Source organism: Allobosea sp. BH3 (genome assembly GCF_025499465.1).
Classification (GTDB): domain Bacteria; phylum Pseudomonadota; class Alphaproteobacteria; order Rhizobiales; family Beijerinckiaceae; genus Allobosea.
The window spans coordinates 213,266-238,925 of record NZ_JAIMCA010000003.1; the positions used below are offsets into that span (position 1 = coordinate 213,266).

The 25,660-nt window shown below is 64.4% G+C and carries 22 protein-coding genes and 2 pseudogenes; 15 read left to right on the forward strand and 9 right to left on the reverse strand.

The window, feature by feature from the left end; genetic code table 11:
- Positions 1 to 177: 177 nt before the first annotated feature.
- Positions 178 to 1,088, reverse strand: a pseudogene (locus BoBH3_RS09965) (LysR family transcriptional regulator).
- A 116-nt stretch (positions 1,089 to 1,204) separates the two neighbouring features.
- On the opposite strand from BoBH3_RS09965, the gene BoBH3_RS09970 reads away from it, so the two are divergent.
- Together BoBH3_RS09970 and BoBH3_RS09975 are read left to right on the forward strand one after the other, a co-directional pair.
- A complete protein-coding gene (locus tag BoBH3_RS09970; protein ID WP_262330650.1) occupies positions 1,205 to 1,957 on the forward strand; it encodes an SDR family NAD(P)-dependent oxidoreductase in 753 nt (250 codons plus the stop codon).
- Between the two features lie 81 nt (positions 1,958 to 2,038).
- Positions 2,039 to 2,488, forward strand: a complete 450-nt coding sequence (locus BoBH3_RS09975; RefSeq protein ID WP_262330651.1) for a nuclear transport factor 2 family protein — start codon at positions 2,039 to 2,041, stop codon at positions 2,486 to 2,488.
- 630 nt (positions 2,489 to 3,118) lie between these two features.
- On the opposite strand, the gene BoBH3_RS09980 is transcribed toward BoBH3_RS09975, so the two are convergent.
- Positions 3,119 to 4,102 carry an aldo/keto reductase gene (locus BoBH3_RS09980; RefSeq protein ID WP_262330652.1) on the reverse strand — a complete coding sequence of 328 codons (984 nt, stop codon included), beginning with the start codon at positions 4,100 to 4,102 and terminating at the stop codon, positions 3,119 to 3,121.
- Between the two features lie 70 nt (positions 4,103 to 4,172).
- Between BoBH3_RS09980 and BoBH3_RS09985 the strand changes: the two genes are divergently transcribed.
- On the forward strand, positions 4,173 to 4,568 hold the full coding sequence (locus BoBH3_RS09985) for a MerR family transcriptional regulator (RefSeq protein ID WP_262330653.1): 396 nt from the start codon (positions 4,173 to 4,175) through the stop codon (positions 4,566 to 4,568).
- On the opposite strand, the gene BoBH3_RS09990 is transcribed toward BoBH3_RS09985, so the two are convergent.
- Positions 4,556 to 5,584: an NAD-dependent epimerase/dehydratase family protein gene (locus BoBH3_RS09990; protein WP_262330654.1), complete on the reverse strand. Its 1,029-nt coding sequence runs from the start codon at positions 5,582 to 5,584 to the stop codon at positions 4,556 to 4,558. The genes BoBH3_RS09985 and BoBH3_RS09990 overlap by 13 nt on opposite strands.
- Positions 5,585 to 5,648: 64 nt before the next feature.
- Positions 5,649 to 6,353 carry an SDR family oxidoreductase gene (locus tag BoBH3_RS09995; protein WP_262330655.1) on the reverse strand — a complete coding sequence of 235 codons (705 nt, stop codon included), beginning with the start codon at positions 6,351 to 6,353 and terminating at the stop codon, positions 5,649 to 5,651.
- A gap of 115 nt (positions 6,354 to 6,468) precedes the next feature.
- Here BoBH3_RS09995 and BoBH3_RS10000 point away from each other — a divergent pair, with 115 nt between their 5' ends.
- Positions 6,469 to 7,374, forward strand: coding sequence for a LysR substrate-binding domain-containing protein (locus BoBH3_RS10000; protein WP_262331164.1), 906 nt, complete (start codon positions 6,469 to 6,471; stop codon positions 7,372 to 7,374).
- 294 nt (positions 7,375 to 7,668) lie between these two features.
- On the opposite strand, the pseudogene BoBH3_RS24570 reads toward BoBH3_RS10000, so the two are convergent.
- The 3 genes and pseudogenes from BoBH3_RS24570 to BoBH3_RS10010 all read right to left on the reverse strand — a co-directional run.
- A pseudogene (locus BoBH3_RS24570) lies at positions 7,669 to 7,992 on the reverse strand (AcrVA2 family anti-CRISPR protein); the annotation flags it as partial.
- A gap of 161 nt (positions 7,993 to 8,153) precedes the next feature.
- Positions 8,154 to 8,546: a hypothetical protein gene (locus tag BoBH3_RS10005; RefSeq protein WP_262330656.1), complete on the reverse strand. Its 393-nt coding sequence runs from the start codon at positions 8,544 to 8,546 to the stop codon at positions 8,154 to 8,156.
- A gap of 52 nt (positions 8,547 to 8,598) precedes the next feature.
- Entirely contained in the window at positions 8,599 to 9,495 is an 897-nt protein-coding gene (locus tag BoBH3_RS10010) for an AraC family transcriptional regulator (protein WP_262331165.1), read from the reverse strand.
- A 96-nt stretch (positions 9,496 to 9,591) separates the two neighbouring features.
- On the opposite strand from BoBH3_RS10010, the gene BoBH3_RS10015 reads away from it, so the two are divergent.
- Positions 9,592 to 10,341, forward strand: coding sequence for an SDR family oxidoreductase (locus BoBH3_RS10015; RefSeq protein WP_262330657.1), 750 nt, complete (start codon positions 9,592 to 9,594; stop codon positions 10,339 to 10,341).
- Between the two features lie 198 nt (positions 10,342 to 10,539).
- Here BoBH3_RS10015 and BoBH3_RS10020 read toward each other — a convergent pair whose 3' ends face one another.
- Positions 10,540 to 11,175: a TetR/AcrR family transcriptional regulator gene (locus BoBH3_RS10020; RefSeq protein WP_262331166.1), complete on the reverse strand. Its 636-nt coding sequence runs from the start codon at positions 11,173 to 11,175 to the stop codon at positions 10,540 to 10,542.
- Between the two features lie 215 nt (positions 11,176 to 11,390).
- Here BoBH3_RS10020 and BoBH3_RS10025 point away from each other — a divergent pair, with 215 nt between their 5' ends.
- Genes BoBH3_RS10025 through BoBH3_RS10065 form a run of 9 tightly spaced genes read left to right on the forward strand, consistent with a single transcriptional unit; the run spans position 11,391 to position 20,240 of the window.
- Positions 11,391 to 12,251, forward strand: coding sequence for an FAD binding domain-containing protein (locus BoBH3_RS10025; protein ID WP_262330658.1), 861 nt, complete (start codon positions 11,391 to 11,393; stop codon positions 12,249 to 12,251).
- A complete protein-coding gene (locus BoBH3_RS10030; RefSeq protein ID WP_262330659.1) occupies positions 12,248 to 12,760 on the forward strand; it encodes a (2Fe-2S)-binding protein in 513 nt (170 codons plus the stop codon). The genes BoBH3_RS10025 and BoBH3_RS10030 overlap by 4 nt, the downstream gene beginning before the upstream one ends.
- Entirely contained in the window at positions 12,757 to 15,132 is a 2,376-nt protein-coding gene (locus tag BoBH3_RS10035; protein WP_262330660.1) for a xanthine dehydrogenase family protein molybdopterin-binding subunit, read from the forward strand. Before BoBH3_RS10030 ends, BoBH3_RS10035 begins: the two co-directional genes overlap by 4 nt.
- Before the next feature lie 36 nt (positions 15,133 to 15,168).
- A complete protein-coding gene (locus tag BoBH3_RS10040; protein ID WP_262330661.1) occupies positions 15,169 to 16,413 on the forward strand; it encodes an ABC transporter substrate-binding protein in 1,245 nt (414 codons plus the stop codon).
- A gap of 34 nt (positions 16,414 to 16,447) precedes the next feature.
- Positions 16,448 to 17,320, forward strand: a complete 873-nt coding sequence (locus BoBH3_RS10045) for a branched-chain amino acid ABC transporter permease (RefSeq protein WP_262330662.1) — start codon at positions 16,448 to 16,450, stop codon at positions 17,318 to 17,320.
- A 10-nt stretch (positions 17,321 to 17,330) separates the two neighbouring features.
- Positions 17,331 to 18,329, forward strand: coding sequence for a branched-chain amino acid ABC transporter permease (locus BoBH3_RS10050; protein ID WP_410050578.1), 999 nt, complete (start codon positions 17,331 to 17,333; stop codon positions 18,327 to 18,329).
- Positions 18,326 to 19,081, forward strand: coding sequence for an ABC transporter ATP-binding protein (locus BoBH3_RS10055; RefSeq protein WP_262330663.1), 756 nt, complete (start codon positions 18,326 to 18,328; stop codon positions 19,079 to 19,081). The genes BoBH3_RS10050 and BoBH3_RS10055 overlap by 4 nt, the downstream gene beginning before the upstream one ends.
- On the forward strand, positions 19,074 to 19,778 hold the full coding sequence (locus BoBH3_RS10060) for an ABC transporter ATP-binding protein (RefSeq protein ID WP_262331168.1): 705 nt from the start codon (positions 19,074 to 19,076) through the stop codon (positions 19,776 to 19,778). The genes BoBH3_RS10055 and BoBH3_RS10060 overlap by 8 nt, the downstream gene beginning before the upstream one ends.
- 21 nt (positions 19,779 to 19,799) lie before the next feature.
- Complete coding sequence (locus tag BoBH3_RS10065; protein ID WP_262330664.1) at positions 19,800 to 20,240, forward strand: SRPBCC family protein; 441 nt, start codon at positions 19,800 to 19,802, stop codon at positions 20,238 to 20,240.
- 457 nt (positions 20,241 to 20,697) lie between these two features.
- On the opposite strand, the gene BoBH3_RS10070 is transcribed toward BoBH3_RS10065, so the two are convergent.
- A complete protein-coding gene (locus BoBH3_RS10070) occupies positions 20,698 to 24,423 on the reverse strand; it encodes a vitamin B12-dependent ribonucleotide reductase (RefSeq protein WP_262330665.1) in 3,726 nt (1,241 codons plus the stop codon).
- 785 nt (positions 24,424 to 25,208) lie between these two features.
- On the opposite strand from BoBH3_RS10070, the gene BoBH3_RS10075 reads away from it, so the two are divergent.
- The gene (locus tag BoBH3_RS10075; RefSeq protein WP_112579299.1) at positions 25,209 to 25,619 is read left to right on the forward strand and encodes an NADH:ubiquinone oxidoreductase subunit NDUFA12; all 411 of its coding nucleotides are present in this window, start codon (positions 25,209 to 25,211) and stop codon (positions 25,617 to 25,619) included.
- The last annotated feature ends 41 nt before the right edge of the window (positions 25,620 to 25,660 follow it).

The window sequence follows — 25,660 nt, forward strand, 5'->3', positions numbered from 1 at the left end:
TGCTCTTAAATCTACTCAATATCGCTCAGGATCAGCAACTATGGACAGTCCAAACTCGTGGCTCTTGGACTGCCTCGCGCCACTAGCAGACGCTGGCTCATTGCCCGAAAGCGGACCCCGCCGAGCTGAGGCCTTACGCACGACGAAATGTTGGCGCGTCGCCGCCAAACGCCTGCTTCAGGCCGTCGCCTTCGTCGCCAGCTCTTTCTGAAATCCTGCAGCGAGATGATCGATCAATGCCCGGACCGCAGGAGGTAGGCCGCGTCGGGTCGTGAAGACCAGATGCACGATGCCTTTGAGTCCGTGCCATGCGGGCAAGACCCGGACGAGGCGCCCGTCGGACAGCGCGTCACGACAGACATGATCGGGCAAGATGGCGACGCCCAGCCCCTCGATGGCAGCATGGCGAACGGCCATCATATCGGCGCAGCCCATTCTCGGGGTCACGCGCACGGAATGGCTGCGGCCCTCCTCGTGTTCGAGCCGCCATTCGAGATCGTCGGCGTCATCGCTGGTCGAGAGGGTCGGCACCCCGGTCAGTTGTTCGACATCCGCGATCTCGCTCGCGAACCGCGGAGCGGCAACGAGAATGCGCGTCGACAACCCAAGCGTGCGCATCGTCAAAGCCGCGTCGCTCGTCAGCGCCGCACGGACCCGCAGTGCGAGATCGATGCGCTCGGCGATGAGGTCGACCGGCCGGTCGGTCGCAACGAGTTGCAGTCGCACCTTGGGATATCTGGCCAGGAACGACGATATCAGGCTGGATATCGGCTCGACCAACCCGGTCGGGCAACTGAAGCGGAGCGGCCATGCGGTTCCGCCTGGGCTTGCATCACAAGCGTCTCGGCCTGTTCGGCCTCCGCCATGATCGCCCGGCATCTATCGTAAAACGCCAGCCCGGTATCGGTCACGCGAAAGCGCCGGCTCGAACGCTCGATGAGACGTAATCCGAGCCGATCCTCCAGCGCGGCGATGCGCCGGCTCAACTTCGATTTGGGTTCACGCAGAGCTCGTCCGGCAGGCGCAAACCCGCCATGGGCGACCACCTCGGCGAAATAGACGTAATCGTTGAGATCGATTTTCATCATCGTTCCTCAGATGGAACGATGAGTGCCATATTTGGCGGCTACAAGCATCATCGTTCTTGTCGCATTTCAGAAAGGCAGCGGCGCTTCGCCGTCGCCAGACTTCGAGGAGATCGACAATGACGAGCAGATTCGAGAACAAGGTTGTAGTCGTTACGGGCGGAACGAGCGGCATCGGCCTGTCGACCGCAAAGGCGTTTTCCGCCGCGGGTGCGTCGGTGTTCATTACCGGCCGCCGGCAGGGCGTTCTCGACGCAGCGCTCAAGCAGATCGGCGGCAAGGTCACCGGTGTTCGCGGGGACATGTCGAACCTTGCCGACATCGATCGCCTCTACGATGTGGTCCAGCAGAAGCATGCGCAGATCGACGTGGTCTTCGCTAATGCGGGCGGCGGCGAGATGGCTCCTCTCGGCGCTATCACCGAGGAGCACTACCAGCGCACCTTCGACACCAATGTGAAGGGCGTGCTCTTCACCGTCCAGAAAGCCCTGCCGCTGCTGAGGGATGGAGCGTCCGTGATCCTGACGAGCTCGACCACCAGCATCTCCGGGACACCAGCCTTCAGCGTCTACTCCGCCACCAAAGCCGCGGTACGCAACTTCGCCCGGAACTGGATTCTCGATCTCAAGGACCGGCGCATTCGCGTCAATGCGATCAGCCCCGGCGTGACCGAGACGGCGGGACTCAATGAGCTCTTTGGCGGCGGCGAGCAGGCGAAGGGCACCAAGGACTATCTCGCCAGCTTGATCCCTGCCGGCAGGGTTGGTCAGCCCGAGGAAATCGCGAAAGCCGTTCTGTTTCTGGCTTCCGATGACGCGAGCTTCGTCAACGGTGTCGAACTGTTCGTCGATGGCGGCCAGGCACAGATCTGAGTCGCGGACCTCGATCGGGCAACCGCACCCGGCGGCAGCCCTCTTCTCCCTCCGAACTCAATCGAACAGGTGCATCCCTTCATGCCGACCAACGAACAAATCATCCGCACGCTCTACGCCGTTGCCGAAGCGTCGTCCAAGGACACGGACAAATTCGTCTCCCTGTTTGCCGATGACGGCTATTTCTACGACGTACCAGGCGGCCGCAAATACCATGGCAAGGACATCGGCCTGCCCGTCGAGGCGATGGTGGCGGCATTTCCCGACATGCATCGCGAGCTGTACGATCTCTATGTCAAGGACGACGTGGTGATCGTCGAACTGGCTCTGCAGGGAACGCACGAAGGCGACTTCCACCTGCCCGGCGGTGTTCTGCCTCCGACCGGTAGGCGGATGGATGCGCCGTGCTGTGATGTGTTCCACCTGAAGGACGGCAAGGTCACCTCCTTCCACTGCTACAATCTTCCGTCGGTCATTCTTCAGCAGCTCGGGGTCTTGGAAAACCTGGCTGCCGCGCTGGAGCGCAAATGACCGACTTATAATGGTGCGTCCGAGGGCGTGGCGCCTCGGACGTACAGTTTGACGATCTCAGTGTCGTCGAGACAATCATCCGTCATCCCTTCCAGGGGGAATGACGGACCGCTTCGGTATCCTCGTGCGGGCCTGCATTCGCCGCGGTCAACGCAAAGACGCGAAGACCACGCGACCGCCAGCAGGCCTCGCGGCAACGGCCAATACCGCTAGGTTCTGTTTTGCATTCAGCGCCGTTTCCTGACATTGGGACTCTGCCCAAAACCAGACCTTGCGGGAAGAGAGAGACCTCTGAGCGCTTGGGGCCACGAAAGCACTTCACTTCGGTGCCCAATACCTGCAGCTGCCCGCTGCGCCTCTCTTCCCCTACTGTCCCATGGTTCTGGAAGGCGGCGGCGGGTAGCCGACGGCCTTGCCTAATGACGTCGTATGGCAACCGGCAAGAGCCGAGGCCAGCATGATCAGGAAAGCAACGCTGCGAAGTTGAAGCGGCATAGTCACTAAGTTCCTTGAGATTCAGCCGGCAGCGGCATCCGCGCCCCTGCCGGTCATCAGATGCGGTTTCCATGGCGACTGAGCCTGCCGTCGCTCGACCGAGGTTCTCGCTACCGACAGGCTGTCTGCTCACACTTAGATGGCGACGCCTTTGACGGCCGCCGCGATGGGTTCCAGCACGGCGAGCTCGCTGGCGGTCAGCGCCAAAGTGGCTGCCGAGACGTTCTCCTCGAGCCGCTCAACCTTGCGGGTCCCCGGGATGGGTATAACGGCCACGTCATGGAACCGGGCACGGTCATGGAGCCAGGCCAGCGCCAGTTGCGCGGCCGTGATACCGCGGGCGACGGCAAGGGTCTGAATGCCGGCGATGAGCGCCTGATTGGCCTCGCTGTTCTCTTGCGCGAAGCGGGGAAAGTTCCTGCGCGCATCGCCCTCCGGCAGAGCCGCAGGCAGGAGCTTGCCGGTCAGTAGCCCGCGGCCCAGCGGGGCGTAGGGTACGATCGCGATCCCGAGCTCGGCCGCGACAGGCACGACGGACGCCTCGATCTGCCGGCTGAACAGCGACCACTCCGATTGGAGCGCGGCGATGGGGTGGATCGCGTGGGCTGCCCTCAGTTCCTCGGCGCTGACCTCCGACAGCCCGAGATGCCGGACCTTGCCGGCAGCGACCAGTTCCGCCATGGCGCCGACAGAATCCTCGAGTGAGACGTCGCTGCTGCGGCGGTGCATGTAGTAGAGGTCGATCGCGTCGACGCCGAGGCGCTTCAGCGAACGGTCCGCCGCAGCGCGGATGTGCTCCGGGCGGTTATCCAAGCTCCAGTCGTCTGGGTTGGCGGCATCGCGCGCATAGCCGAACTTGGTCGCAATGACGACGTGGTCACGGTGAGCGCGGACGAAGGAGCCGAGGAACGTCTCATTGGCGCCGAGTCCATACATGTCGGCGGTGTCGAACATCGTCACGCCGAGCGCGAGGGCGCGATCGAGTGTCGCGCGGGCTTCGACTTCGTCGGTTTCGCCGTAGAACTCGCTCATACCCATGCAGCCCAATCCCTGGGCTCCGATGAGTGGGCCGCCGCGACCGAGCTGGACCTGAGGCAGAATGCTGTTTTCGCTTGTCATGAGAACTCTCCACATCTCGACAAGCAGCCTCTATAAGTATTGACCATAGTCCATGGTCAAGGCTCAATGCATGCTGATTTCGGAGTTCGCGAAAGCCGCCGGGTTGCCCGTCGATACGGTCCGTTTCTATGTCGCGAAGGGCCTGCTGAAGCCCGAGCGCAGTGCCAAGGGCGGTTCAAATCCCTATCAATTGTTCAAGCCCGATGATGTCACGGCCGCCCGACTGATCCGGCTGCAGCAGACGCTGGGTTACTCGCTCGGGGAGATCCTGGCGCTCAACGAGGAGTATCGCCTCGGCGCGCATTCGCCGGAGCGCACGCTGGAGATCTTGCAGACGCAGATCGAGCGGCTGGAAGAGCGCAGGGCCGCGCTCGATGCGGCCCTGCGCTTCCTGCGTGGCAAGGTGGACTGGATCAAGGCTGGCAAGCCCGAGGGAGCGCCGCGCCTCGAAGACTATCGGTGCTGAGCGGATCGAAGCTCGTCCAATCCCTGGTCCCGTGAGATCACGGGGGCATATCCCAGCTCGCGCTGGGCCTTCCCGATATCCAGGGAGATTTCCACCGCAGACGCGGCGTAGGACTGCAGCGTCAGGGGAGGCACGATCCTGCCCCCGGTGACGGCGGCAAGCAGGTCGCCGATCCCCGCGATTGTTCTGACGACGGGACGCGGAATGGATTTCTCCGGCGGAGCCAGACCCTGCGTCTCCAGCAAGGCCGATACGAAATCCCTGAATTGGACCGGGGCTTCATCGGCGATGAAATAGACCGTGCCTCCGCGCGCATTCGCGAGTGCAAGTTCGACGGCCGCACAGAGATTGGCGATATGCGTGGTCGAGGTCAGGTAGGTTCCGCCGCCGATCCAGGCGAGCTTTCCGGATCGAGCCGCGTCAATCAGCGCGGGAAGCGCGGTCGTATCGTCGCGGCCCCATACGAAACGCGGACGGAGCACGACGACGGCGAACCCCGACGCGTTGTTCGCGAGCGCGATGCGCTCGGCCGCCGCCTTGCTGCGTGAATAGCCGCCGGCGGGCCGGCGGGGCAGAGGAGCCGTCTCGTCCACGTTGACCAGCGGCCGGCCGGTGGCGAGCACGGATTCCGTGCTGAGATGGATCGCCTTGCGGATGCCCGCCGAACGGGCGGCACCCAGGACGTTCCGTGTCCCGCCCTCGTTCACCAGCCTCTGCCTGTCCGTCGCCGGCCCATGGTTCGTATCGGCAGCCGCATGGACGAGCGCATCGCAGCCCGTCATCGCAGCCGCTAGACCATCATCTAGAATGTCACCCTTGCAGGGTACTGCGCCGAGCATCCGGACGAGATCGGCCGACCGGTCGCTGCGGGCAAGCGCCGTGATCTCGGCCCCGCCAGCGACGAAATGACGGATCAGGTTCCGACCAACGAAGCCGCTTCCTCCCGTCAGGAATATCCGCTCGAACGGGCGATGTTTATCCACGGCCGCTGGCGCGGCAACGTCGAGATCCGTCATGTTATTTTGCCTGACGTGGTGCTGCTGCGCTCGCGCAGCCGGAGTAAAGGAACGATGGGGCGCCTCAGACCGCCCGCGTCACGCCGCCATCGATCCTGATGTTCTGGCCGGTGATATAACCCGCCCCCTCGGAGGCCAGGAATGCGATGGTTGCCGCGACCTCCGCACTCGTGCCGTAGCGCCGCATCGGCACCATCTCACGACGCTCTTCGGTTGCCGGCAGGCTGTCTATCCAGCCCGGCAGCACGTTGTTCATACGGACATTGTCGCCCGCATAGGTATCGGCATGGATCTTCGTATAGGCCGCCAGACCCGCGCGGAACACGGCCGAAGTCGGGAACATCGCGGTCGGCTCGAACGCCCACGCCGTGGAAATGTTAATGATCACCCCCGCCTTCTGCGCCTGCATGATCGGCGTGACCAGCCGCACAGGCCGGATGACGTTCATCAGATAGACGTCGAGACCGGCATGCCATTGCTCGTCGGTGATCTCGGTGATCGGGGCGCGTGGCCCATGGCCGGCACTGTTGACCAGCACGTCGACCCGCCCCCACTTGGCCATGGTCACGGCGACAAGCCGCGCGAGATCGTCATTCGACTGATTGGAGCCGGTGATGCCGATGCCGCCGAGTTCGGCGGCCAGACCCTCGCCCTTGCCGGAGGATGACAGGATCGCGACCCTGTAGCCATCGGCGGCCAGCCGCCTAGCCGCTTCTGCTCCCATTCCGCTGCCACCAGCCGTGATGATCGCCACTTTTTCTACTGCCATAACGATATCCTTCGCTTAGGATCGCTGATCGTGCGTGCTGTTTCTTCAGTTACAGGTTGCTCAAGCAGGCAGGCAAAGCAGCTTTCCTTCAATCTTTCAGGAGAAAAACTATCGGATGATGCCGGCGCCCGGAAAGATTCCGTCCCTGAATGGCCTCAAGGCCTTCGAGGTTGCGGCACGCCATCTGAACTTCCGGCTGGCGGCCGAGGAGCTCGGCGTGACCCAAGGCGCGGTGGCGCAGCAGGTTCGCGGGTTGGAAGCGGAGATGGGAGTTCGGCTGTTCGAAAGGTTGCCGCGGACCTTGGCTCTGACCGGCGAAGGTCGCCGCTACATCGCCGATATCCGGCGTGCCTTCGAAATCATCGCGCAGGCCACCGGCGAGTTGAAGCCGCAGCCAGCCCGGCTGACGATCAGCACGACACCGACCTTTGCATCCAAGTGGCTTATCCCGCGGCTGCCCGACCTGACCGCGCTGCACCCCGACCTCGACATCCATATCGTGGCGACGGACCGCATCTCTAATTTCCAGATCGATGGTGTCGACCTAGCCGTCCGCTATGGCCGACCGCCTTTCGGGCCCGGGCTGGCATCACGGCTTCTCTTCAGCGAGGAGATCATCGCCGTATGCAGCCCGATGCTGCTCGGCGCCCGGGAGGCGCCGGTGACACTGGAGAACCTGTCGGCCTTCGCGCTCCTGCATGATGCCCATAATTTCTGGCCGGAGTTCATCGAACGGCAATTTGGAGCCGAGCCACAGCGACAGGATGCGCAGGCCTTCAAGCGGATCAGCTTCAGCCAAACATCCCACGCCATCGACGCCGCGATCGCGGCACAGGGCATCGCTCTCGGCTCCAGGAGCTTCGTCGCCCACGACATCGCCGAGCGACGGCTGGTCCAGATCGGCTCCACCGCCCTTCACGGGACGTCCGACTTCTATCTTGTCTGGCCTCGCTATCGTAAATCCGCGGCGCTGGAGAGTGCGGTGAACTGGCTGCTCTCGGCGGTCACGGCGACTGAATGACGGCGGCCGACGGGGCACCCGAATCCTTGATTTGGAAGCATGGCGCCACTTCCGGACATTGAGACATTCCGGAAGCCGACGTTGCCACTCCAGCTCGGGGTGGCAGCCCCCTTTGCGATCACGGACTGCTCGCCGAATTCCGCAAATCGACGGGTTCAATTTTGGCCGAGCGCGCCGAAATGGATCGGCTAGTTCAATAGCGAAGCGCCATGTTTCGTATGCCGGGGAGGCAGGGACGACGAGATATTGCGGCGGCGGATCGATCGTCGTGCCGGGCCTGTAGTTGACTAGATAGGGCTTGATCCAGATTCTCTTGCGATCGAGCCGACACGGACCGAAGGCTTGGTTTTTATAATGGCCGGAGCGCACATGCGGCTTAACGCGGCCTCGGCCTTCTTCGTAGTCGTGTTTTTTGCCATGCCGATCGGTGACGTAGCCGATATGCACGGTGACGTAATCCTTGGTGATCGGCGGCTTACCTTTCTTGATCCGTGCGGCATCGAGCTTCGGACTGACGGGCGCGGGCGGTCGGGTGATGATGCCGCGCACATGCAGCGTCATGGTGAGGCAGAGGGCTATTCCTGCCGTCATGCGGTATGAGTCGATGAATGAGAGCATGTGCGCTGAGGTTGTTGGCTTGCCGTCGTATGGCTGAACAACGGCTTCGCCGCTCGGGAGGAACGAAGCGGTAAAAGGATGACCGAAGACAAGATTGCGACTGGCGCGGGGAAAATGGATGGCCCATCATACGCGATAGTTGTTCGATGCCGCCTCCTCGACTAGCCAGAACAAGCGTTGATCCGGCCCTTCCTCCCATTCGACCAGCATCGTCTCGTAAGCTCGGTGCGGCCTGCACCGATCGCAATACCCACCGCGTGGGTGTAGTCGCCGGAATGCTCCTCGATCCACTCGATCACATCACGCGAAAAGACGAATTTCGGCGCGGTCTGCATGCGGGCAAAGACCTCAGCCGCTCCCGGAAAATTGGGGTGCGGCTCGAAGCGCAGGTCATGAAAACCGCTAACCGGCAATTTCGCCCCCTTCAGGCGATCCCAATGAACAAGGTGGCTGGGGCGCGGACGAGCTTGGGGAACCGTACCGCAGCCCCATCGAGGGAAGCAATCTTGCGCCATGTGCGGCCATTGGGTGAGTCCCAAAAAGCAGACCTTCATTGGCCACTGAGCAGCGGCTCCCCACTTAGAATTCGCGGCGGAATCGGCAGTGTTAGGTTAGTTCGCGAGCAAACTTTCCGGGCGGGCATCCGTAACGCCTGCGGAACGCGGTGCTGAACGCACTTGCCGATTCATACCCGATTTCGTCTGCAATCCGTTCGAGCGACTTTGCGCCACGCGCCAGGGCATCTTTCGCGACGGCCATCCGCCAGCGGGCCAGATACTCGATCGGCGCGCATCCTAGAGCCTCGCTGAAACGAGCGGAAAACGCTGATCTCGACATGCCTGCAGCGCTGGCGAGATCAGCCACTGTCCAACTGGCGCGAACATCTGCATGGATGGCTTTCAGGGCGCGAGCGAGTGCAGGTTCCTGCAGGCCGCGAAGAAGTCCTGCCGGCACTTGGCTATCGACACCCTGCCAACGCAGCGCCTCGACAAGCAGCACCTCCAGCATGCGGTGAACCACCAGTTCCCTACCTGGATAGTCGGCCGCGCACTCCTCCGAGAGCAGCTCAATCAGCCGGCTGAACCTCGTCGCGCGGCCAACCGATGCAGGGATAAAGATCAGCTTCGGCAGCAAAGCCAGGAGGAGCGGGTTGTTGGCCCGTTCAAACGTGAAGCTGCCTCCCAGGGCAACGAAGTCCGGCTCGCCGTCCTGCTCGCCGTGCCGAACAGCTTCACTGCGAGGAGTGACGGGCTCGCATGACACGTCACCGGCGCTGCTGAGCGTAAATGCCGGCGTTGCGGGCAGAAGAAGAAAGTCGCCCCGAGACAGCCGAAGCGGTTCGCTTCCGTCGATCGCCAACCAAGCTTCGCCTGTGAGGATGATCGTGAAGCCCGGAGCGTCATAAGCGTCGTAACGCACGCCCCATCGACCTTTGGCCGAAATCGGCTTCGAGATCGCTGCACTGGGTCGCAGTAGCGAGACGATGTCGCTTAGGGGATCCATTTCATGGACGATCCGTAACAAAATTAAGATCTTCAATTATGGATCGTACGAACCGCCTTGTCTACCCGTTCGGCATCGATGTTCAGGAGACAAGCAATGACCAAGACGATCCTCATCACTGGCACCTCTTCTGGCTATGGCAAAGCCATCGCGGAGCACTTTCTCGCAAAGCGCTGGAACGTGATTGCGACAATGCGGCGGCCCGAGGCCGCGTGCTTCGATGGTGATGTAAGCCGATTGCGCCTGCTTCCGCTCGATGTAACGCGTGAGGACAGTATTGCCGAGGCGATCAAGGCCTCCGGGCCCATCGATGTTCTGGTCAACAATGCCGGAGTAGGCGGCGTCGGCGCCTTCGAGGTGATGCCGATGTCCCTGGTACGGGCGCTGATCGAGACTAATACGATCGGTGTGATGGCCATGTGCCAGGCCGTCATCCCACAGATGCGCGAGCGCCGCTCGGGCGTAATCGTCAACGTCACTTCGAGTGTCACGCTCGGCGCGTTTCCGCTTGCAGCAGCCTACACCGCAAGCAAGCAGGCGATAGAGGGCTTTACGGGGTCGCTTGCCCATGAGCTCGCTTATTTCGATATCCGCGCGAAGCTGGTCGAGCCGGGCTATGCGCCAACCACGCGGTTCGGCGCGAACGCCATCGTGCCGGTCGAGCGGCTTCTCCCGGGCGAATATGCCGACTTCGCAAAGCCGATCATGGAGGCCTTCGCTAAGCCATCGCTGACCACCAAGGAATCGGACGTCTCGGAAGCGGTGTGGAACGCCGTCAACGACACTGAGGGTCAGCTGCGCTTCCCGGCAGGGCCGGACGCCGTCGCATTGGTCGGCGCGCCCTGAGCCGCCCTCGGGCCGATACCCGATACCGGACGCGCGATGATCTGCCACATTGGTATCGGCAGATTCGAACAATCAGCTTCCACTTGGGTTCGCCCTCGGCTTCTGTCCGCTCGGTGGCGTAGGCCGGTTCAGCGGCGAGCCGCCGACCGCTATCGGCGCATTCCCGCACCTCCGAGGGGGACGGGAGCCTGCCGGCTTTCAGCTTCCTCGGGCTTTGCTCGGCGCGACGAGGTCCTTCGCAATTTGACGCGCCCCGATGAAAAAGCCCTGAACGGCGTCGGAGACGATGTCGTCGAGATCGGCAGGCGTCGGCGTTCGATACACGAAGCGCCGTATCGCGATGTAGAAGATCCTGCCGTGCAGGCCCCAGAACATTTCCGTCTCGCGCTCGCTCAAGGGCGCTTCGCCGACCCCGGGCAGGCCGAGTTCCTCGCGCAGCTCCGCGCAGGCTGGCTCGATCACCTCGCGTCGAACGATGTCGAGATAGCGGCCAGTGATGTCGAAGGCGCGCAGGCCCGAGAACACGAAGATCCTGACCCAGTCATGGTCGAAGACGCGCTGCACATACTCCAGATAGAATTGGGTCAGCCGATCCTCGAGCGGCCGTGAGCGATCCGCGATCAGCGGAGCCCACGACGCTTGCCAGCGGCTGAGATAGACACGCTCGTAGACTCGCTCGATCAGGGCCTCCTTGCTTGGGAAATGCCGGTAGATCGCCGAATGCGTGATGCCCATCCGCTTGGCGAGTTCGCGTGTCTGCCCCTCGAAGCCATGCTCGGCGAAGAAGCGGATCGCCTCGTTCAGGATCGCCTGTTCGCGCTCGGGGCCGCGCATGTTGCGCCGGCGCGGGCGGCTGCCCGCAATGCTGTCTTCCGCAGTCGTCATTCCGCTTCCGTTATTCCCAATAGAATATAACGATTTGATCTCACTGGATAAATTTGAGACCGGACGGTCATTTTAGCTTGACGCCCTCGCAATGTCGTGCGTTCAATTTGAGACCAGATGGTTACAAATCTGGATTGGAAACGCGCCATCGGAGCTTGCCGGCTTTGAAAGCCCGGGCCTTCAGCTATGTCCGCCCCGTGACCATTGCGGAGGCCATCGACGCCTTCGCCGCGGCCGGAGGAGAGGCGAGCTATATCGCGGGCGGGCAGAGTCTGGTCCCGGCGCTGGCACTGCGTCTCCAGGCGCCCGAATGTCTGATCGACATCGCTCATGTCGAGGCTCTGCGCGGCATCGAGCGCCAGGGCGGCCGGCTGCGGCTCGGAGCGCTGACGCGCCATGTTGATGCCCATGATGACCCGCTGATCGCGCGATATGCGCCGCTGCTTCACCTCGCGGCGCCCCATGTCGCCCACCCCGCCATTCGTAACAGGGGCACCCTCGGCGGCAGCGTCGCGCTGGCCGACCCTGCTTCCGAGTTTCCAGCGATGATGCTGGCCATGGGCGCCGAGATGGAGATCGCGGGGCCGGAAGGCACGCGCCGGGTGCCGGCCGACGCATTCTTCCAAGGTGTCTACGAGACGGCCATCGAGCCCGGCGAATTGCTGGTCGCTTTCCATATTCCGGTGGCGGGGCCGCATCATCGCTGCGCCTTCGATGAGCTGGCGCGCCGGCGCGGAGATTATGCCCTGGTCGGCTGCGGCGTCATGCTCGCCATGCCCGGCGACGTGGTCGAGGATGCCCGCATCGCCTTCCTGTCCGTCGGACCGACACCGGTCCGCGCCCGCGCGGCGGAGGTGGCCCTCTTGGGCTCCCGGCTCGACGAAGCAGCGATCAGGACTGCACAGACGGCGCTGGCCGAGGATCTCGACCCCACGGACGAGGCGCATGTGCCGGCCACGATGCGCCTGCATCTCGCCCGCGTCCTGCTGGGCCGGTTGCTGGGCGGCCTCGGAGCCGCGACATGAGCGCGACCCATCCCGTCAGCCTGTCCGTGAATGGCGAACAGATCAGCCGCCTCGTCGAGCCGCGCGAGACGCTGGCCGATTTTCTGCGCCGCGATCTGCAACTCACCGGCACCCATACGGGTTGCGAGATGGGTGTCTGCGGCGCCTGCCTCGTCCTGATGGACGGCCGCCCGGTCCACGCCTGTCTGACCTTCGCCGTGCAGGCGTCCGGCGCCGTGGTCGAGACCGTGGAAGGCCTGAGCGAGAGCGCCGAGATCGCCGATCTCCAGCGCACCTTCCACGAGCGCAACGCGCTGCAATGCGGCTTCTGTACGCCTGGGATGCTGGTCTCTGCACATGGGCTGCTGACGCGCCCCGGGGTGCCGAGCCGTGAGGAAATCCGCGACGCGCTTTCCGGGAATTACTGCCGCTGTACGGGCTACGAGGCGATCGTTGACGCGATCGAAACGGTCGCGCGCCGCCGGTCCGCCGGTGAGAGAGCCGCCCGCTTCCTGGAGGAGCCGGCATGAACGCTCCTCTCGGCGCGCTCGACCGTCCGAACTCCTATATCGGCCGCTCGGTCTCGCGGCCGAACGCCAAGCGCCTGCTGGCCGGACGCGGTCGCTATGTCACCGATCTCGTGTTGCCGCGCATGCTGCACGCTGCCTTCCTGCGCAGCCCCTATGCCCATGCGCGCATCGTTTCGATAGACCTGGACGAAGCGCGCGCCATGCCCGGCGTCCGTCTGATCGCGACCGGCGCCGATCTGGCGAAGCTGTGCAAGCCATGGGTCGGCACGCTCGATCACTTCAAGGGCATGAAATCGGCCTCGCAGCTGCCGCTGCCGGTGGACGAGGTGTCGTGGTCGGGCCAGGCCGTCGTCGCGATCGTGGCCGAAAGCCGGGCCCAGGCCGAGGATGCAGCGGAAGCGATCTCCGTCGAATTCGAGGAGCTTCCGGTCGTATCCGACATCGACCGGGCACGCGAGGCCGGCGCGGACCGCGCCGCCTCGACGATCGAGGACAATCTCTGCTTCACCAGCCGGCTCGACACCGGAGGGATCGACGAGATCTTCGCGAGCGCCTTCCACGTCGTCGAGGAAGAGTTCCATTTCGGCCGGCACACGGCCGTCACGCTGGAGCCGAGGGCCATTGTTGCCGATTGGGATGCCAGCGAGGGCAAGCTCACTGTCCACCACGCCACGCAGACGCCCTACCAGTTCCAGGACCTTTACGCGCGCCACTACAGCATCCCGGAAGTGAATGTCCGCGTCGTGGCACCTGACATCGGCGGCTCCTTCGGCATGAAGCTGCATGTCTACCACGAGGACATGGCGGTTATCGGCCTGAGCATGCTCTGTGGCCGGCCGGTCAAGTTCGTAGCGGACCGGATCGAATCCTTCGTCTCGGACATCCATGCCCGCGATCACCGCGTGCATGCGCGAATGGCCGTCGACGGCGACGGCACCATCCTCGCCATGGATGTCGATGACGTCACCGCCATCGGCGCGTTCTCGACCTACCCGCGCACCAGCGCGGTCGAGGGCAATCAGGTCATCCGGCTGATGGGCGCGCCCTACCGATTCAGGAACTACAGAGCGGGGCTCTCGGTCGTCTTCCAGAACAAGGTTCAGACCAGCCAGTACCGCGCCGTCGGCCACCCGATCGCCTGCGCCGTCACCGAGAGGCTGGTCGACATGGCAGCGGAGAAAGCGGGGCTCGACCCGGCCGCCATGCGCGAGCGGAACCTCATCGCCGATGACGCTTATCCCTGCGACTCGCCGACCGGCTACAAGTTCGAGGCGCTTTCGCATCAGGAGAGCCTGACCAAGCTCAAGGCGCTGATGAATTACGACGCGCTGCGCGGCGAACAGGCGGCGCTGCGCCAGCGCGGCGTCCATCGCGGCATCGGTATCGCGAGTTTCGTCGAGATATCCAACCCGAGTCCTGCCTTCTACGGCATCGGCGGCGCGCGCATTTCCGCGCAGGACGGAGCGCTGCTCAAGATGACGCCTTCCGGAGAGGTGCGCTGCCTGATTTCGGTGACCGAGCAGGGGCAGGGCACCGAGACGATAATCGGCCAGATCGTTGCTGATCAACTCGGTGTGGCTCACGAACGGGTGCGGGTCATCACGGGCGACACCGAGGTGACGCCTCATGGCGGCGCGACATGGGCCTGCCGCGGTGCCGGCATTGGCGGCGAGACGGCATTGCAAGCGGCGCGGAAGCTGCGCGGCAACATCATGTCGCTGGCTGCGGCCATCCTGCAGGCAAAACCGGGCGAGCTCGACATGCGCGACGGCGTTGTCGTCGACGCCCTGAGCGGCGCGGAACGCATCAGCCTCGCCGAGATAGCGCGCATCGCCTATTTCCGCTCCGACACGCTGCCGCCGGATGCCAGCGCGCAGCTCTCCGTGGCGCATCACTACGCGCCGCAAGGCTATCCCTTCGCATTTACGAACGGCATTCAGGGCTGCCATGTCGAGCTCGATGCCGAGACCGGCTTCGTCAAGATCCTGAAGCACTGGGTCGTCGAGGACTGCGGCCGCATCATCAACCCGCTCCTGGTCGACGAGCAGGTGCGCGGAGGTGTCGTGCAGGGGCTCGGCGCGGCCTTCTTCGAAGAATGCCTCTACGACGAGAACGGCCAGCTCACCAACGGCTCGCTCGCCGATTATCTCGTGCCGATGGCCTGCGAGATGCCGGACATCGTGATTGGCCACATCGAGACGCCGACCGCCGACACGGCCCTTGGCGCCAAGGGCTGCGGCGAGGCCGGAACAGCCGCGGCGTCGGCAGCCGCGCTCAACGCCGTCAACGATGCCATGAGCCCTTTCGGCGCCAGCATCGCCCAGATCCCGATGACGCCCGCGCGCCTGCTCAAGGCGCTCGGGACGATCTGACCACAACGACAAAAACGAAGACCAGCGGAGGACACCATGACCGAAGAGAGCAAGGAGCAGCCTTACCTCACCCGCCGGACGGCGCTCGCGGGCTTTGCCGCCGGCGCTGCGACGCTCGCCATGCCCGGCATCCTGCGCGCGCAGGGCGAGACGATCCGCATCGGCTTCCCGACCCCGCTGACCGGTCCCTTCGCGGCCGAGGCCAAGGATCAGGTCCGAAGCGCGGAACTCGCGGTCAAGCTCGTCAACGACAAGGGCGGCATCGGCGGCCGCAAGGTCGAGCTGCTGGTGCGTGACGACAAGCTCAATGCTGGCGAAGCCGCGACCCGCACGCTTGAGTTGATCGAGAAGGACAAGGTTCATGCGATCGTTGGCGCGCTCTCCAGCGCCGTGCAGCTCGCAGTCAACGAGGTCACCCGTGCCCGCGGTGTCATCTACGTCTCGATCAGCCAGTCGGACACGATCAATGAGGTCAAGGACTTCAGCCGCTTCACCTTCCATGAAGCGCTGAACCCGCACATGACCACCGCGGCGGTGGCCAAGCACACCTTCAAGAAGGACGCCAAGGTCGCCTATCTCGTCGCCGACTATGCCTATGGCCACGAGATGCTGCGCGGCTTCAAACGGGCGCAGGCCGAGCTCGGCGCGACCGGCGTCGGCGAGATCCTGCATCCCTTCGGCGCGGCGGATTATTCGACCTTCATGCCGCGGTTGAGGTCGATGCGGCCGGACATCCTGTGCATCTGCAATTTCGGCCGTGACCAGGCGAACTCGATCAAGCAAGCCGTCGATTTCGGCATGAACCGCCAGTCGAAGATCGTGGTGCCGGTTCTGCTGCACAATCAGCGCCTCGCCATTGGCCCGGAAGCCTTCGAGGGTGTGATCGGCGGCGCCAACTACTATTGGGGCCTAGAGGGCGCGATCCCTTCCGCCAAGAACTTCAACGACGCCTTCAAGGCGGCCAATGGCGGTGCGTACCCGACCGACTACGGCGCCTATGGCTTCACCGGGGTCTATTCGCTCCTGCTCGCCATGGAGAAGGCCGGCGGCACCGACACCGACAAGGTGATCGCGGCGCTGGAAGAGCTCAAATACGACATCGCCAAGGGCCCGCAACACTACCGCAAATGCGACCACCAGTCAGTGCAGTCGGTACTCGTGCTGGAGTCGAAGAAGAAGGCCGAGATGAAGAACGAGGCCGATCTCTTCAAGGTGCTCGCCACGGAACCCGCCTCGGAAACTATCTTGCGGAGCTGCTCCGAACTCGGCTTCCCGGCGTGAGGCCTGACGATCGACGCGGCATGGAGGGTCCGTGATGGACGCCGAACTCATCGCGATGCAGCTTTTCTCCGGCGTCGCGCTCGGGGCGATCCTGATCATGGTCGCGCTCGGCCTGTCGATCATCTTCGGCATGCTGGGCGTGGTGAACTTCGCCCATGGCGCCTTGTTCATGGTCGGCGCCTATGCGGGGCTCTGGGTCGCCTCGCTGACCGGCAGCTTCTGGTGGGGGCTTCTGATCGCCCCCGTCGCGATCGGCGCCTTCGGGATGCTGATCGAACGCTTCCTGATCCGCCCGCTCTACAAGCGCTCGATCGACGATCCGCTGCTGCTGACATTCGGCCTCGGCTATGTGCTGGTCGAGGCGGTCAGGATCGTCTTCGGCAGCGACGGTATCCCATTCCAGACGCCACCGGAACTCGCCGGCGTGGCCGACCTCGGAATCGGCTTCTTCCCGATCTACCGCCTCTTCGTCGTCGCCGTCGTGGCCGTCGTCCTCGTGCTGCTCTGGCTCGGGCTGGAGAAGACGAAGTTCGGCCTGATCGTTCGGGCCGGCGCCAAGGACCCGCAGATCATGCGTGTGCTCGGTGTCGACATCGCGAAAGTGTGGCTCTTGGTCTTCGGGCTCGGGATCGGGCTCACCGCGCTCGGTGGCGTGCTCGCCGCGCCGATGCGCAGCGTCAATCCGGAGATGGGCTCGCTCGTGCTGGCGGAAGCCTTCGTCGTCACCGTGATCGGCGGCATGGGCTCGCTCGTCGGCGCCGTGGTCGCGGGTCTTCTCGTCGGCGTCGCGATCAGCATGACGGCTCTGTTCGCGCCCGAAATGGCGACGATCGTGATGTTCGCGCTGATGGCGCTCGTGCTGCTGGTGAAGCCGCAGGGGCTGTTCGGCAAGCCGGTTCGCGGCTGAGGGAAGGACGATGACTGCTTCCACATCATCCGTTGCGGCCGTGATGGCCGGTCCGGCCGGCCAGAGGGGCTGGCGCGCAAGGCTGACAGCCTGGCGCGTGCCACTCTCCATCCTCGCGCTATGCCTGCTGCCCTGGGTGCTGCCCTCGCAGGCGCTCGCCGTGAACGTGCTGATCTACGGGCTCTTCGCCGTCGGCTACAACCTGCTGTTCGGCTATACGGGCCTGCTGTCCTTCGGCCATGCCGCCTTCTTCGGGACCGGCGCGTATGTCACCGGGATCGCGATCGGCGCGTTCGGACTGCCCTGGTATGCGGCGGTCGCACTCGGGATCGTCGTGGGCGGATTGCTGTCGCTCGTCATCGGCCTGCTCTCGATCCGCACGCGCGGCATTTATTTCTCGATGGTCACGCTCGCGCTTTCGCAGCTCGTCTACTACACCGCCCTTCAGGCCTCTTCCCTGACCGGCGGCGAGAACGGCCTGCGCGGCTTCACAGTGGCCCGGATCGATCTCTTCGGCTGGACGATCGACTTCCTCGACCCCGTCAAGAAGTACTACGTGCTGATGGTCTTCGCGGCCGCGGCGCTATGGCTGGTCTCGCGCATCCTGAATTCGCCCTTCGGCGCGGTGATCGAAGCTATCCGCGAGAACGAGACCCGGGCGCGGGCCTGTGGCTACGACGTCGAGCGCACGAAGCTGCTGTCCTTCACGCTGTCTGGCCTGATTTGCGCGTTGGCGGGCACCTTGTCGGCGCTGCACCTCGCGATCGTGCCGCTCGACATTCTGCACTACCACACCTCCGGCATGATCGTGATGATGACGCTGCTGGGCGGGGCCGGGAGCTTCTTCGGCCCCTTCGTCGGTGCGCTCGCCTTCCTGCTGATGGAAGACGTGGTCTCGCTCTGGACCTCGCACTGGCAGATCGTTGTCGGCACCGTCTTCATCCTGTTCGTGCTGTTCCTGCCCAAGGGCATCTGGGGCACGGCGCTTGCCTGGAGGGCCGGCCGGTGAGCGCGCCTCTTCTGGCCGTCGACAACATCGGCCGGCGCTTCGGCGGCTTCGTCGCGCTCGAAGGCGTCACTGCCGCCTTCGAGCCCAACAAGGTGACGGCCATCATCGGCCCCAACGGCGCGGGCAAGAGCACCTTCTTCAACGTGCTTTCCGGCGTTCTGGCTCCGTCGAACGGCTCGATCCGCTTCAAGGGGCGGGACATCACCGGCACGCCGCAGCACCGCTTCGTCCATCTCGGCATTGCCCGCTCCTACCAGATCACCAACATCTTCCCTGAGCTGTCGGTCCACGAGAATGTGCGCGTGGCCGCGCAGGCCTTCCGCGCCCGCTACGATCTCTGGCGCGACCGAACCGCCATGACCGAACTCGATGACCGGGCCAATGCGGCGCTTGCAGCCGTCGGGCTCACGGGGCGCCGCGGGGAGACCGCGAAGTTCCTCGCACATGGACAGCAGCGCGCGCTGGAGATTGCGATCGCACTGGTCGCCGATCCCGAACTCTTGCTGCTCGACGAGCCGACCGCCGGCATGGGGCCCGAGGAAACGCGGGAGATGGTCGGCCTGCTGGAGAAGTTGGCGGCGGACCGCACGATCCTGCTCGTCGAGCACAAGATGAAGATGATCCTCGGCCTCTCCGACCGCATCCTCGTGCTGCATCACGGCCGGCTGATCGCGGATGGCAGCCCGCAGCATATCCAGACGGACCCGGAGGTCCGCCGCGTCTATTTGGGACAGAACGATGGCTATGCTTGAGATCGAGGGGCTGAACGCCTGGTACGGCGCGAGCCACGCCCTGCACGGCATCTCGCTCTCCGTGGAGCCGGGGGAGATCGTCGCCTTGGTCGGTCGAAACGGTGCCGGCAAGACCACGACGATCCGCTCCGTGATGGGGCTGATGCCAAAGGCGACGGGCTCGGTGCGGTTCGCTGGAACCGATCTGCTGTCGCTACCGGCGCATGCCCGCTTCAGGCTCGGTCTGGCCTATGTGCCGGAGGAGCGGCGGATCGTGCCGGACCTCACCGTGCGCGAGAACCTGCAGCTCGGCCTCGTCGCGACTGATGGGGCGATCGACGAGCGAGGGGCCATCGACGAGATCGCCGAAAGTTTCCCGCGGCTGAAGGAACGGCTCGACCAGCAGGGCGTGACCATGTCGGGTGGGGAGCAGCAGATGCTCGCCATTGCGCGCGCGCTCATCGCGAAACCCAAGATGATCCTGCTCGACGAACCCTCCGAGGGCATTATGCCGGTGCTCGTCGAAGAGATGGGCGCGCTGTTCCGGCGCCTGCGCGACCAGGGCGTGACGCTGCTTCTGGTGGAGCAGAATGTCGAATGGGCGCTCAGGCTCGCCGACCGCGCCGTCATCATCGATCAGGGCGAGGTCGTTCACCGCAGCAGCGCCGCCGCGCTGCTGGCTGACAAGGCAATCCAGGAACGCTACTGCGCCGTCTGAACCGGCGCCGGGAGACAGCACATGGATATCACCGGCGAACATCGCATCGCGGTCCCGCGCGAGGCGGTATGGGCGGCGCTCTTCGACGTCGAAACACTGAAAGCCTGTATCCCGGGTTGCAAGGAGTTGAACCAGACGTCTCCGACGAGCTTCGACGCCAAGGTGCAGCTCAAGGTCGGGCCGGTCTCGGCCACCTTCGCCGGAACGGTCGAGCTGCAGGATATCGATGCGCCGAACGGATGCCGTATCGTCGGCAGCGGCAATGGCGGCATCGCCGGCTTCGCCAAGGGCGGCGCTCTGGTAACCTTGGCAGAGGATGGCGCCGAGACCGTCTTGAGCTACGACGCCAAAGCCGAGATCGGGGGCAAGCTCGCCACGCTCGGCAGTCGGCTGATCCAGGCAACATCTCGCAAGCTCGCCGATCAGTTCTTTTCAGTGTTCACCGGCAGACTAACAAGTTAGCAAGGCCGTGATCGAGCTAACGCTTTGATAAACTCGATCGCGGGTCAGCACTTGCATGGGAAAGCAGCTGCGGCGTAGGACGCCCCCTGCGGCGCGCCAATTCCGGATATTGGCCACTCGCTAGAAAGCGGACGCAGATGTTCTGCGAGGGAATCCCGTGTCGATTTGCCGTTCGAGTGCGAGGAAGAGGTTAGCTCAAATCTCGCCCACCAAGGATGTTGGTGCGCCACTGAGCCGGGAGGCGATCAAGCAGCGTGACCCGTCGCGCAATAGAACTGCCCAGAACCAGACGTTCCAAATGTTGGCTAGGAGCCGGGAGCGGACGTCGGCCGATCGGGGCAGACGATCGCCTGGCGAAAAAAAACGCCCGCTCAGCGGGCGTTTTCCTTAGTTGCGGAACTCTTTGGAAAATCGAGGCAACATTATGCCTGTTTCCACACCGGGCTCCCCGGAATAATCATGAGCACCCGGTTGTAGAGCCGCAGGTGTTGCACTTCAGGCAGGTGCCGTTGCGGACCAGGGTGAAGTTTCCGCATTCGCCGCACGAGTCGCCGACATAGCCCTTCATGATCGCCTCGGCGCGGCGCTCCGACTGGGTCGGCTGCGCGGCCGGCGCCGAGAAGCCGAGCTTGGCCATCTCGGCCTCGCCATAGGTCTCCGGCTCCTCCTTCAGCGCGGTCGCGCCGGCGGTGGCGAGGCCCAGCGCAGGGGAGGCTGCCCGGGCGACCGCGTCGTTGGCGCCGATGCCGCCCTGGATCGCCAGGAAGCTGATCGGCTTGCCGCGGCGGAAGCCGGTCGAGGCCAGCGGCGTCGTGGCGATCGCAGCCGTCGCATCCGGCGCCTTGTCCTGGCCGACTCCGCCGCCGATCACGTCATGCCCGATCTCGGAGGGGTCGACATGGGCGAGGTCGTTGCGGCCGAGATAGGAGATCGCCAGCTCGCGGAAGACATAGTCGAGGATCGAGGTCGCGTTCTTGATCGACTGGTTGCCGGCGACGAATCCCGAGGGCTCGAAGCGGGTGAAGGTGAAGGCCTCCACATACTCCTCCAGCGGCACGCCGTATTGCAGGCCGAGCGAGACCGCGATGGCGAAGTTGTTCATCATCGCCCGGAAGGCCGCGCCCTCCTTGTGCATGTCGATGAAGATCTCGCCGAGGCGCCCGTCGGAATACTCTCCGGTGTGGACATAGACCTTGTGGCCGCCGACCGTGGCCTTCTGGATGTAGCCGGTGCGCCGGTCCGGCATCTTCTCGCGCTCGCGCTTGCGCTCGACACGCTCGACGATGCGCTCGACGATCTTCTCGGAGAGCTGGGCGGCGCGCGCCGCCAGCGGGGCCGCGACCAGCGCCTCGATGCCGTCCTCCGCCTCGTCGTCATCGTCGGAGATCAGCGCCGAGTTCAGCGGCTGCGAGAGCTTGGAGCCGTCGCGGTAGAGGGCGTTCGCCTTCAGCGCCAGCTTCCAGGAGAGCATATAGGCGCTCTTGCAGTCCTCGACCGTGGCGTCGTTGGGCATGTTGATGGTCTTGGAGATCGCGCCCGAGATGAAGGGCTGAGCCGCCGCCATCATGCGGATATGGCTCTCGACCGAGAGGTAGCGCTTGCCGATGCGCCCGCAGGGATTGGCGCAATCGAAGACCGGGTAATGCTCGGTCTTGAGGTGCGGGGCGCCTTCGAGCGTCATCGCGCCGCAGACATGGACGTTGGCGGCCTCGATCTCGGCCTTGGTGAAGCCGAGGAAGGGCAGCAGCTCGAACGACATGTCGTTGAGCTTCTCGGCCGGGACATTGAGCGTGCCGGTGAGGAAATCCTCGCCCAGCGTCCACTTGTTGAAGACGAACTTGATGTCGAAGGCGCTCTTCAGCCCCTTCTCGACCGCGTCGATCTTCTCGTCGGTGAAGCCCTTGGCCCTGAGCGTCGAGGGGTTGACGCCGGGAGCCTGCTTCATCGAGCCGTGGCCGACGGCATAGGCCTCGATCTCGGCGATGTCCGCCTCGCGGTAGCCGAGCGCACGCAGGGCGTCCGGCACGGCGCGGTTGATGATCTTGAAGTAGCCGCCGCCGGCGAGCTTCTTGAACTTCACCAGCGCGAAGTCGGGCTCGATGCCGGTGGTGTCGCAATCCATGACGAGGCCGATCGTGCCGGTCGGCGCGATCACGGTTGCTTGGGCGTTGCGGTAGCCGTGGCGCTTGCCCTGCTCGAGCGCATCGTCCCAGACGGCGCGCGAGCGCTCCGCCATGGTGATGGCCGAGCCGCCGAGGCGGGCGAGAGTCGCGTGGTCGAGCGGGACCGGGGTGACGCTCAGGCCCTCATAGCCGTCGGCCAGGCCATGGGCCGCCGTGCGGTGGTTGCGGATGACGCGCAGCATGTGGCTGGCGTTCTTCTTGTAGCCGGGGAAGGGGCCGAGCTCGCCGGCCATCTCGGCCGAGGTCGCATAGGCGACGCCGGTCATGATCGCGGTGAGCGCGCCGGCCAGGGCGCGGCCTTCCTCGGAGTCGTAGCCGAGGCCCATCGTCATCAGCAGGCCGCCGATATTGGCGTAGCCGAGGCCGAGCGTGCGGTACTCATAGGAGAGCTCGGCGATCTCGCGGCTCGGGAACTGCGCCATCGTCACCGAGATCTCGAGCACGACGGTCCAGAGCCGGCAGAGATGCTCGTAGGCCGCGACGTCGAAGGACTTGGCTTCGGTATCGTAGAACTGGAGCAGGTTGGCCGAAGCCAGGTTGCAGGCCGTGTCGTCGAGGAACATGTACTCGGAGCACGGGTTGGACGCCCGGATCCGGCCGGAAGCCGGGCAGGTGTGCCAGTCGTTCATCGTCGAGTTGAAGTGCAGGCCGGGATCGGCAGAGGCCCAGGCGGCGTAGCCGATCTTCTCCCAGAGGTCGCGGGCCTTCAGCGTCTTGATCGTCTTGCCGGTGGTGCGCGCCGTCAGGTTCCAGTCGCCATCCGTTTCCACGGCGCGCAGGAAGTCGTCCTTCAGCGAGACCGAGTTGTTCGAGTTCTGGCCCGAGACGGTGAGATAGGCATCGGAATCCCAGTCGGTGTCGTAGGTATCGAAGGAGATGTCCTTGTAGCCCTGCTTGGCGAACTGGATGACGCGCTTGATGTAGTTGTCGGGCACCAGCGCGCGGCGGGCGAGCTTGATCTCGCGCTTCAGCGCCGGGTTCTGCTCGGGATCGAAGCAGGAATCGCCGTCGCCTTCGCAGTTCACGCAGGCCTTGAGCACGGCCTTCATGTGCTTCTTGACCGTCTTGGAGCCGGTGACGAGGGCGGCGACCTTCTGCTCCTCCTTCACCTTCCAGTCGATATAGGTCTCGATGTCCGGATGGTCGGCATCGACGACGACCATCTTGGCGGCGCGGCGCGTCGTGCCGCCCGACTTGATGGCGCCCGCGGCACGGTCGCCGATCTTGAGGAAGGACATCAGGCCCGAGGAGCGGCCGCCGCCGGCGAGCTTCTCGCCTTCGCCGCGCAGCGCCGAGAAGTTCGAGCCGGTACCGGAGCCGTATTTGAACAGGCGCGCCTCGCGGACCCAGAGGTCCATGATGCCGCCCTCATTGACGAGGTCGTCCTGCACGCCCTGGATGAAGCAGGCATGCGGCTGCGGATGCTCGTAGCTCGACTTCGACTTCACCAGCTTGCCGGTCTTGAAGTCGACGTAGAAATGGCCCTGGCTCGGCCCGTCGATGCCATAGGCCCAATGCAGGCCGGTGTTGAACCATTGCGGCGAGTTCGGCGCGACGCGCTGGGTGGCGAGCATGAAGCGCAGCTCGTCATGGAAAGCCTGCGCATCCTCCTCCGAGGTGAAATAGCCGCCCTTCCAGCCCCAATAGGTCCAGCAGCCGGCGAGGCGGTCGAAAACCTGCTTCGACGAGATCTCGGAGCCGTAGCGCTCACCCTCGGGCAGCGCGGCCAGCGCCGCCTCGTCGGCGACGGAACGCCACAGGAAGGAGGGGACGTCGTTCTCCTCGACCTTCTTCAGGTGCGCAGGCACGCCCGCCTTGCGGAAATACTTCTGGGCGAGAACGTCGCTCGCCACCTGCGACCAGGCCTCGGGAACCTCGATGCCTTCCAGCCGGAAGACGATCGAGCCGTCGGGATTCTTGATCTCGCTGACGGCCGAACGGAACGGAATCGCGGCATAGGGCGACTGTCCGGCTGTGGTGTAGCGGCGCTCGATGCGCATGATCTCAATCCTTATATGCCGCGGACCCGTAAGGGCCCCGCGCGGCCGGTTGATCACCGGCTCCTGATGTCATCCAAACTCGGTTCGATGCCCTGTGGGTCCTCTGCGGTGTCGCCCCGCTTGCAGGCCCGGACTCAAGCCCAGAATGCACACGCGATCCCGCTCGCTCCCGCTGGATGGCGGATGCGGCGGCAGGCCCGTAAGCACTCTGGGAAACTAGCTCGCAGCCAATCCAGAGGCGGTGCCGCCGGCCGTCATGCGATGGTCAAAATCTAGCGCCGATCGGGTCCGGGCGTCAAGGAATAGTGCTTAGCCGGAGTTGTGGATACGACATGTGGTAGGAATATGTGCGTAGCGGGGATAAGTTTCAAGGCACCCGCTAAGCCTAGGAAATCGCGGCGAGAATCGGCGGCGCCCGACAAGATTGCCACACTGGGCGGCGAAGAACAGTCCCTAAAATCCTCGCTATTATGGTTGACGAAGGCTGAAGCAGCGGCATCTGCAGGGGCCGGTTTCGCGGCGGCGCACAAGTGCTTGAAGACGATGCGCTTCGGCCGCCGATTGTGGTCGGCCGGTAGCCGAATCGCGGCGAGAATCGGGCGGGAGCTCGCCGCCAGAATCAGCCGGCTGTGGATCGCCGGTGATTCCGGGACCGGCGTGCAGGCAGATGCGGCGGCCAGCCGCTTGCCTGCGGGCTGGACAGGGCAGGGCGCTTGCGGCCATAAGTCGGCGGAAAGGCGCGCCCGCCTCACGCGTGGCGCCCGCGAGCGATGGACTTGACGACGATGAAGGACTGGCTACTGCAGATCTTCACCTGGTGGAACGGCCAGACCATCGGCACGCGTTTCCACACCTGGCGCTTTGGCGAGAAGGTCGGCGAGGACGAGTTTGGCAATGTCTATTACCGCACCGCGGGCGGGGTGAAGGACAAGGCGCTCGGCTTCCAGCGCCGCTGGGTGATCTACAAGGGCGATGCCGAGGCCTCCAAGGTGCCGCCGGGCTGGAATGGCTGGCTGCACCACACCGTCGATGTCGCGCCCTCCGAGGAAAGCTACCAGCCGCGCGAATGGCAGCAGCCGCACCAGCAGAACTGGACCGGCACCGCGCTGGCCTATCGCCCGCAGGGTTCGACGCTGGCCGAGGGCGAGCGTCCGGCCGCGACCGGCGACTACCAGGCCTGGACGCCGGGCCGCTGAGCGACGAAGGGCCGCCCTCGGGCGGCTTTTCTGTTTATGGG

What these genes read in the sequence shown, in the direction of transcription:
- BoBH3_RS09995 (WP_262330655.1), bottom strand. Translation starts at nt 6,353, where the DNA reads ATGGCAGTAGAAAAAGTGGCGATCATCACGGCTGGTGGCAGCGGAATG.
- BoBH3_RS10020 (WP_262331166.1), bottom strand. Translation starts at nt 11,175, where the DNA reads ATGCGCGGCCCCGAGCGCGAACAGGCGATCCTGAACGAGGCGATCCGC.
- BoBH3_RS09990 (WP_262330654.1), bottom strand. Translation starts at nt 5,584, where the DNA reads ATGACGGATCTCGACGTTGCCGCGCCAGCGGCCGTGGATAAACATCGC.
- BoBH3_RS10075 (WP_112579299.1), top strand. Translation starts at nt 25,209, where the DNA reads ATGAAGGACTGGCTACTGCAGATCTTCACCTGGTGGAACGGCCAGACC.
- BoBH3_RS10015 (WP_262330657.1), top strand. Translation starts at nt 9,592, where the DNA reads ATGACCAAGACGATCCTCATCACTGGCACCTCTTCTGGCTATGGCAAA.
- BoBH3_RS10000 (WP_262331164.1), top strand. Translation starts at nt 6,469, where the DNA reads ATGATGCCGGCGCCCGGAAAGATTCCGTCCCTGAATGGCCTCAAGGCC.
- BoBH3_RS09985 (WP_262330653.1), top strand. Translation starts at nt 4,173, where the DNA reads ATGCTGATTTCGGAGTTCGCGAAAGCCGCCGGGTTGCCCGTCGATACG.
- BoBH3_RS10010 (WP_262331165.1), bottom strand. Translation starts at nt 9,495, where the DNA reads ATGGATCCCCTAAGCGACATCGTCTCGCTACTGCGACCCAGTGCAGCG.
- BoBH3_RS09970 (WP_262330650.1), top strand. Translation starts at nt 1,205, where the DNA reads ATGACGAGCAGATTCGAGAACAAGGTTGTAGTCGTTACGGGCGGAACG.
- BoBH3_RS10070 (WP_262330665.1), bottom strand. Translation starts at nt 24,423, where the DNA reads ATGCGCATCGAGCGCCGCTACACCACAGCCGGACAGTCGCCCTATGCC.
- BoBH3_RS10065 (WP_262330664.1), top strand. Translation starts at nt 19,800, where the DNA reads ATGGATATCACCGGCGAACATCGCATCGCGGTCCCGCGCGAGGCGGTA.
- BoBH3_RS09975 (WP_262330651.1), top strand. Translation starts at nt 2,039, where the DNA reads ATGCCGACCAACGAACAAATCATCCGCACGCTCTACGCCGTTGCCGAA.
- BoBH3_RS09980 (WP_262330652.1), bottom strand. Translation starts at nt 4,102, where the DNA reads ATGACAAGCGAAAACAGCATTCTGCCTCAGGTCCAGCTCGGTCGCGGC.
- BoBH3_RS10060 (WP_262331168.1), top strand. Translation starts at nt 19,074, where the DNA reads ATGCTTGAGATCGAGGGGCTGAACGCCTGGTACGGCGCGAGCCACGCC.
- BoBH3_RS10030 (WP_262330659.1), top strand. Translation starts at nt 12,248, where the DNA reads ATGAGCGCGACCCATCCCGTCAGCCTGTCCGTGAATGGCGAACAGATC.
- BoBH3_RS10005 (WP_262330656.1), bottom strand. Translation starts at nt 8,546, where the DNA reads ATGAAGGTCTGCTTTTTGGGACTCACCCAATGGCCGCACATGGCGCAA.
- BoBH3_RS10040 (WP_262330661.1), top strand. Translation starts at nt 15,169, where the DNA reads ATGACCGAAGAGAGCAAGGAGCAGCCTTACCTCACCCGCCGGACGGCG.
- BoBH3_RS10045 (WP_262330662.1), top strand. Translation starts at nt 16,448, where the DNA reads ATGGACGCCGAACTCATCGCGATGCAGCTTTTCTCCGGCGTCGCGCTC.
- BoBH3_RS10035 (WP_262330660.1), top strand. Translation starts at nt 12,757, where the DNA reads ATGAACGCTCCTCTCGGCGCGCTCGACCGTCCGAACTCCTATATCGGC.
- BoBH3_RS10050 (WP_410050578.1), top strand. Translation starts at nt 17,331, where the DNA reads ATGACTGCTTCCACATCATCCGTTGCGGCCGTGATGGCCGGTCCGGCC.